Genomic DNA, 5,165 nt, shown 5'->3' with positions numbered 1-5,165 from the left:
TCAAAGTCGTGGGCGGTGGCAATCCCGTACCATAGCCGACGTGTTGTCGGGTCTTGAGCGAGGTCCTGGCTAAACTTGGGGAATTTTCTTGCCATAAGTCGTAACTAGCTCCTACTCGCTCTTATCCTGACACTGCGATGATTCGCGCCAGGAAGAATGCCCAGGTTGTGACAATTCCTCCTAGGAGGTAGTGAGCTACCCCTACAGCTCGTCCTTGGATGATGCTCAGAGCGCGAGGCTGAATTGCCGGGGCAACTTTCAGTTTGTTGTGTGCCCAAACGATGGACTCGATGAGCTCTTGCCAGTAGCCACGGCCACTAAACAGGAACATCAGGCTGAATGCCCACACGAAGTGAGCGCCCAGGAATAACAGACCGTAAGCGGACAGAGCGCTTCCGTAGGATTGAATCACTTGAGCGGCTTGTGCCCACAGGAAGTCGCGCAACCAACCGTTGATGGTGATTGAACTTTGGGCGAAGTTGCCACCCGTAATGTGAGCGATCGAGCCGTCTGGAGATACGGTGCCCCACACGTCGGACTGCATCTTCCAGCTAAAGTGGAAGATCACGATCGACAGGGAGTTGTACATCCAGAACAGACCGAGGAATACATGGTCCCAACCGGAAACTTGGCAGGTGCCGCCACGGCCAGGTCCATCGCAGGGGAACCGGAAACCGAGTTCGCTCTTGTCAGGAATCAGACGAGAGTTGCGGGCAAACAGAACCCCTTTGAGCAGAATGAGAACGGTCACGTGAATCGTGAACGCATGGATATGATGAACCAAGAAGTCTGCGGTTCCGAGGGCGATCGGCATCATGGCCACTTTGCCGCCTACGGCTACCACATCACCACCGAATGCGAAGCTCGTGGGAGCTAATGCATTAGGAGCGGTGTTGCCTGGAGCCAAGGTGTGGAGATTTTGTACCCACTGGGCAAAGATTGGCTGTAGTTGAATACCGGTGTCGGAGAACATGTCTTGGGGACGACCAAAGGCTCGCATGGTGTCGTTGTGAACGTACAGCCCGAAGCTATGGAAGCCCAAGAACAAGCAGACCCAGTTCAGGTGAGAGATGATTGCATCCCGGTGACGGATGACGCGATCGAGCAAATTGTTGACATTTTTTGCCGGATCGTAGTCGCGCACCATGAAGATGGCAGCGTGAGCGCCCGCACCGACAATCAGGAAGCCGCCAATCCACACGTGGTGCGTGAACAGGGACAGCTGGGTGGGATAGTCGGTGGCGATGTAGGGATAAGGAGGCATCGCGTACATGTGGTGAGCCACAATGATGCTCAGCGAACCCAACATTGCCAGGTTAATGGCGAGCTGCGCGTGCCAAGAGGTGGTCAAGATTTCGTAAAGACCCTTGTGACCTTCACCGGTGAATGGACCCCGGTGAGCTTCTAGGATCTCTTTCATGCTATGACCGATGCCCCAGTTGGTGCGGTACATGTGTCCCGCAATGATGAACAGGACGGCGATCGCCACGTGATGGTGTGCCGTATCGCTCAACCACAGACCACCGGTGACGGGGTTCAATCCTCCCTTGAAGGTCAGGAAGTCGCTATATACTCCCCAGTTCAAGGTGAAGAAGGGAATCACTCCCTTGAAGAATCCCCAATCCACGCTGGGATAAAGCTCGCTCATCAAGCTGGGATTGAGAATGAATTCGTGCGGCAGCGGAATGTCTTTGGCTGCAACACCAGAATCCAACAGCTTGTTGATCGGCAGGGATACGTGGATTTGGTGACCTGCCCACCCCAGGGAACCCAGACCGAGTAACCCCGCTAGGTGGTGGTTCATCATCGATTCCACATTCTGGAACCACTCCAGTTTGGGAGCGCGTTTGTGATAGTGGAACCAACCAGCAAACAGCATCAAGCCTGCCATCACCAAGGCACCGATCGCGGTGCAATAGAGTTGAAACTCATTGGTGATGCCTCCGGCACGCCATAGCTGGAATAAACCAGAGGTGATTTGAATCCCTTGGAATCCTCCGCCAACATCGGCGTTGAGAATTTCTTGACCGAAGATCGGCCAGACCACTTGAGCGCTGGGTTTTATCCCAGTCGGATCGGCCAGCCATGCTTCGTAGTTGGAGAACTTGGCACCGTGGAAATAGGCACCGCTCAACCAAATGAAGATCACGGCCAGATGACCGAAGTGCGCGCTAAAGATTTTGCGCGAAATGTCTTCTAAATCGCTGGTATGGCTATCGAAATCGTGAGCGTTGGCGTGCAGGTTCCAAATCCATGTGGTGGTTTTGGGCCCGCGAGACAAGGTTCGGTCGAAGTGTCCCGGCTTTGCCCACTTTTCAAATGAAGTGGGAACGGGATCGTTTTCGACGCTGACCTTGACTTTTGCCTCTCGCTCGGGAGGGCTAATCGTCATCGAGACTCTCCTCTCTCTAGACAAGAACCGACGCTAAATCCACCCGAGGCGTTGCTCTGGAGCAACGATTCAACCTCCTCTCGAAGGTTGGGTGGTTAACTCAGAAAACCCTTAGTGGGTCTCTTAAGTTCTCTAGTTTAATGCAAGCTCCGTATTTTGTGTAGGAACTTCTATCAAAAATCCACCTAAATTTCTGAACGATTTGCCCAGAGCGCCTCGGCGGACTGCTGCTTGTGCATTATAGGGCTAGTGTCCCGCTTTTCTCAGGAACGCTTAACAATTATTCAAATTTCTCTGGCTTTCTTATTTTTTGGGGTTTTACGCAGCACTGTGGGGACAAAAGTCAACCCCTTACGCCAAAATGTTACATAACTTAATAATCCCCTCTTTTTCTGGGGAATACCCGATCGCCGATGGGCGATTTCAGTGTGGATGAAGGGTCGCTAGCGCCGCTGGGCACAGTCGATCGCCCTTTCTCGGTTGCCATCGAGAGTGGGATGAGCCGTTGTACGCCGGTGGAGAATAAATCGGCAGGCGATCGCCCACAGGCGACTCAATACCCCCGTCGTAATTTGTGAAACTGCCAAGACCTGGGAAAATAGTTAGACAGAGCATGGATTCAACGGTGAATGGTTGCCGTACCATTCCTTTATCATTACTTGTGTTTATGCGATTCCTTAAAAGATTTCAATAAGTCAAGTTCCAAGGAGTATAGCTGAGTGTTTGGTATCAACTGGCGATCGCCATTAGCAAAAGCATTGGCAAACTGCGCCATCGCAGTTGTGTTTCTGTTCGCCTTAGTCGCCTGTGGCGATCGCATCGAAGAACCCCCCACCGTCGGAGAGCAGCCAACCGCCCTGAGCGATCGCGGATCGCAAATCTCGGAAGTCTCTCCCCCCGCAGAAATTCAAAAGCTGCGACAAGCCTTAACCCAATACCAACCGCAAGTCGCCATCTTATCCCCGCAACCCGATGAAATCGTGCAAGACACCACGGTTACCGTCAAATTGCAAGTTCGCGATTTGCCCCTGTTTAAAAATCGCGACCTGGAACTCGGACCCCACCTGCAACTCATCCTCGATCGCGACCATTACCAAGAGGTTTACAACCTAGACGAACCGATTGTTTTCCAAAACCTAACCCCGGGAACCCATACCCTGCGAGTCTTTGCCGCTCGTCCTTGGCATGAAAACTTTAAAAATGACGGCGCATATGCCCAAACCACCTTTCACCTGTTCGCCAAAACCAACCACAACTCCCCGGATCCCGAAAAGCCCCTGCTTACCTACAGTCGCCCGCAAGGCACCTACGGCGCAGAACCGATCCTGCTCGACTTTTACCTCACCAACGCGCCTTTACATTTCGTCGCCCAAGAAAACCCCACCGACGAAATCGCAGATTGGCGAATTCGCGTCACCGTTAATGGAGAAAGTTTCGTCCTCGATCGCTGGGAACCCATTTACCTCAAAGGCTTTAAACCGGGCAAAAACTGGCTGCAAATCGAATTTCTCGACGATCGCGGCGAGTCGGTTCAAAATGTCTTCAACAATACGGTCCGCCTCATCACCTACACCCCGAGAGGCAAAGATCCCCTCTCTCGCCTGGTTCGTGGGGACCTGAAGGCAGAAGACGCTTTGGCGATCGTGGATCCGAGCTACAACCCACCGCCACCCACACCGGAAGAGCCGGCGATCGAAGAGGCGATCGAAGAACCAGTCGAACCCAATACAGAACCGTTATTGCCCATGCCCGAACCGGAAGAAATGCCGGTGGAAGTGGTGCCCGAGGAATACATGGAAACTCCCGAACCGGTAGAACCGGAATCGGTGGAAGAACCCGAAGAAACACCCGCCGCTGCGGAACCCGAAGAAATTATCCCCACCCCCGAAACCGTGGAACCGGAACCGGATGCGATCGCCCCGACTCCCACCCCCGAAGCGGTGGAAACTCCCACTCCCGCCGAAGCGGAAGCCAAAACCGCTGAAAAATCTCCCTGGGGTCGCTTCCTCGATCGCTTCCGTCGTCAAGATACCGAACCGATGACACCCGCACCGGTAGAAGAACCCTCGGAACTCGCACCGGAACCCGTGACTCCCGCACCCGTGACTCGGGAAGTCGAACCCGAACCGGCACCCACACCGGAAGTCGAACCCGAACCGATATCGGTACCGGAAGTCGAACCCGAACCGGCACCGGAAATCGAACCCGAGGCGGAAGTGGAAAGCGCAGCGGAACCCGAACCGACGAGCGCACCAGAAGAAATTGTTGAGGAATTGGACACTGAGGCGTCAGAGACTTCTATATATATAGAAGAAGAGCAATCCGCCGACTCTGCGAATTCCCCATCCTAATTCCGTTTTTCTGGTATAACGATCCAGATATAACTGAAGGACACGGCAGTGCCGTGTCCTTATTAGTTCAATCTAGTGCGTCATACAAAAATGGATTGCCCGCCTTCGCAATCCATTCCCAGAACAAAGACGGGATGGGATATTGCGCTTCGTAAAACTTCAGATGATTTTCAGGAGCAATCGTCGGTGAAGCTCGAGTTAAGGGTGCAGGCAGGGTTCAATAGCAATGTTTAAATTGCTTACGTTCCCTGCCTGCACAATTTGTTTTAATACTACCCGATCGCCGTTTTTTTGTCAACTTTTTTTTCTTCTTCGCCGGCGCGAATCATTTGCATGCAAGTTGCGTTCGCCGGCGCGAATCATTTGCATGCAAGTTGCGAATCTCAGGTGGGTGACGCCCTGGATTGGAGTGGGCTGACATG

4 protein-coding genes are annotated in these 5,165 nt (G+C 53.2%); 2 read left to right on the top strand and 2 right to left on the bottom strand.

Annotation, left to right across the window (positions count from 1 at the left end):
• Both AC0QH1_RS01085 and psaA read right to left on the bottom strand, forming a co-directional pair.
• The coding region (locus AC0QH1_RS01085; protein ID WP_442957260.1) for a hypothetical protein at window positions 1-95 on the bottom strand (95 nt) is incomplete at its 3' end.
• A gap of 26 nt (window positions 96-121) precedes the next feature.
• Window positions 122-2,392, bottom strand: a complete 2,271-nt coding sequence (psaA, locus tag AC0QH1_RS01080; protein WP_324628884.1) for a photosystem I core protein PsaA — start codon at window positions 2,390-2,392, stop codon at window positions 122-124.
• Window positions 2,393-2,805: 413 nt separating this feature from the next.
• Here psaA and AC0QH1_RS01075 point away from each other — a divergent pair, with 413 nt between their 5' ends.
• Together AC0QH1_RS01075 and AC0QH1_RS01070 are read left to right on the top strand one after the other, a co-directional pair.
• A complete protein-coding gene (locus AC0QH1_RS01075; RefSeq protein WP_324628883.1) occupies window positions 2,806-2,970 on the top strand; it encodes a hypothetical protein in 165 nt (54 codons plus the stop codon).
• Between the two features lie 141 nt (window positions 2,971-3,111).
• Complete coding sequence (locus tag AC0QH1_RS01070; protein WP_324628882.1) at window positions 3,112-4,743, top strand: hypothetical protein; 1,632 nt, start codon at window positions 3,112-3,114, stop codon at window positions 4,741-4,743.
• Window positions 4,744-5,165 lie beyond the last annotated feature (422 nt).

The organism is Phormidium sp. CCY1219 (genome assembly GCF_055795085.1).
This window is presented reverse-complemented; position numbering and strand designations above follow the sequence as displayed.

What these genes read in the sequence shown, in the direction of transcription:
- psaA (WP_324628884.1), bottom strand. Translation starts at nt 2,392, where the DNA reads ATGACGATTAGCCCTCCCGAGCGAGAGGCAAAAGTCAAGGTCAGCGTC.
- AC0QH1_RS01075 (WP_324628883.1), top strand. Translation starts at nt 2,806, where the DNA reads ATGGGCGATTTCAGTGTGGATGAAGGGTCGCTAGCGCCGCTGGGCACA.